Here is a 2,214-nt window from a genome sequence, read left to right as displayed (position 1 = left end):
GTCCGAGCTTCTGGGCGAGGGCAACCACGGTCCGGCGGGGGTCCCGCGCCATGGCCGAAAGCAGGCGGGTGTCAGTGCCATCCAAGGTTTGCATAATGCGCAAGATTAGCACGGTTGGCGGACACCAAACAGGGCATAATGCTCAATATTTTTGCGGGTGGTTGTACCCGATGAGCATTGTGAGTAGGGTCACAATTATCCGGGGCAACGGCGCCCGGGCGGCTGGCGCGCCGCGGGATCACGAGTCCTGGGAGTTCCGGTCAGACGACGTCAGAAGGTGCGGACAACAGTGTTTACCGACGACGCGGGCAAGGGCGGCGTTGCCGCCGGGGGCCCCGGAAACAGTGAAAATTCTATGAGGCGGACGGGCGGCGACCTCGTCCAGCTCATCACCCCGGCGGGCGAGCGCATCAGCCATCCCGAGTTCGATCCCTGGCTCCAGGACGTCAGCGATGAGCAACTCTGCGCGCTCTATGAGGACATGGTGGTCATCCGCCGGATCGATGCTGAAGCCACGGCCCTCCAGCGGCAGGGCGAACTGGCACTGTGGCCGCCACTGCTCGGCCAGGAAGCATCCCAGATCGGCTCGGCCCGCGCCCTCCGCGAGGACGACTTTGTCTTCCCGAGCTACCGCGACAACGGTGTCGCCTACTGCCGGGGAGTGAAGCCGGAGGACCTCGTCCGTGCCTGGCGTGGCAACGCCTCCGCCGGCTGGGACCCGTTCACCGTCAACGTTGCCACCCAGCAGATCATCATCGGCGCGCAGAGCCTGCACGCCACGGGCTACGCCATGGGCATCCAGAACGACGGCGCCGACTGTGTCGCCGTGGCCTACTTCGGCGACGGCGCCACGAGCGAAGGCGACGTCAACGAAGCCATGGTCTTCGCCGCGAGCTTCCAGGCGCCCGTCGTCTTCATCTGCCAGAACAACCACTGGGCCATTTCCGAACCCGTCCGGCTGCAGTCGCACATCCAGCTCGCGGACCGCGCCTCAGGCTTCGGCATCCCCAGCATGCGGGTCGACGGCAACGATGTCCTCGCCGTCATGGCAGCCACCCGCATTGCCCTGGACCGTGCCCGGCGCGGCGGCGGCCCCACCTTCATCGAGGCCGTGACCTACCGGATGGGCCCGCACACGACGGCGGACGACCCCACCCGCTACCGGGATGCCAACGAACTCGAAGACTGGGCCGCCAAGGACCCGATCAGCCGGATGAAGTCGCTGCTCGAGCGCAAGGGACTGCTGACCGCGGACCTCGAGGCCGCCGTCGCCGCGCAAGCTGACGCAGTGGCCAAGGAACTCCGGGCCGGCACCATCAACATGCCCGAGCCGCAGCCGCTGGATATCTTCAAGCACGTGTACAGCACGCCCAACTCCTGGCTGGACCGCCAGCAGGAGCACTACTCCCGTTACCTGGCTTCCTTCGGCGATCCCGCAGAAGCCGCTTCTGAAGAAGGTGCACGCTGATGACGCAGATGACCTTTGCCCGAGCCATCAATTCGGGCCTGCGCAAGTCCCTCGAAAACGATCCCAAGGTGGTCCTGATGGGCGAGGACATCGGCGCCCTTGGCGGTGTCTTCCGTGTCACCGACGGGCTGCAGAAAGACTTCGGCAAGCACCGCGTCGTGGACACCCCGCTCGCCGAGTCCGGCATCATGGGCACCGCCGTCGGCCTGGCATACCGCGGGTACCGTCCGGTGGTGGAGATCCAGTTCGACGGCTTCATCTACCCGGCGTTCGACCAGATCGTCAGCCAGGTCGCCAAGATGCACTACCGCACCCAGGGCGCGGTCAAGATGCCCATCACCATCCGCGTCCCGTTCGGCGGCGGCATCGGCTCGCCGGAGCACCACTCGGAATCGCCCGAGGCCTACTTCACCCACACCTCGGGGCTGCGCGTGATCAGCGTGTCCAACCCCCAGGACGCCTACACCATGATCCAGCAAGCCATCGCCTCCGACGATCCCGTCCTGTACTTCGAGCCCAAGCGGCGCTACCACGACAAGGGCGAGGTGGACGAGAGCGTCGACCTGAGCTCCGCCCTGTCCATGGAAAAGGCCCGTGTTGTCACCGAGGGCACGGACGTCACCCTCGTGGCCTACGGCCCGCTGGTCAAGACCGCCCGCGACGCCGCCATGGCGGCCGCCGACGAAGGCATCTCGGTTGAGGTCATTGACCTGCGCTCGCTGGCACCGCTGGACTTCGCCACCCTT

General features: G+C 66.3%; 3 protein-coding genes. 2 read left to right on the top strand and 1 reads right to left on the bottom strand.

Annotated elements, in window-relative coordinates:
• Nucleotides 1–94: AsnC family transcriptional regulator (locus tag LQV45_RS27055; RefSeq protein WP_230009851.1), on the bottom strand; the 94-nt coding region annotated here is incomplete at its 3' end.
• Nucleotides 95–289: 195 nt separating this feature from the next.
• Between LQV45_RS27055 and pdhA the strand changes: the two genes are divergently transcribed.
• Complete coding sequence (gene pdhA / locus LQV45_RS27050) at nucleotides 290–1,468, top strand: pyruvate dehydrogenase (acetyl-transferring) E1 component subunit alpha (protein ID WP_374208306.1); 1,179 nt, start codon at nucleotides 290–292, stop codon at nucleotides 1,466–1,468.
• Nucleotides 1,468–2,214, top strand: a 747-nt coding sequence (locus LQV45_RS27045) for an alpha-ketoacid dehydrogenase subunit beta (protein ID WP_230009850.1), incomplete at its 3' end; no start/stop codon positions are given. The genes pdhA and LQV45_RS27045, both read left to right, overlap by 1 nt.

The organism is Microbacterium sp. Bi128 (genome assembly GCF_918698205.1).
Note: the sequence above shows the minus strand (reverse complement) of the source record. Positions and strands in the feature narration are given on the sequence as shown.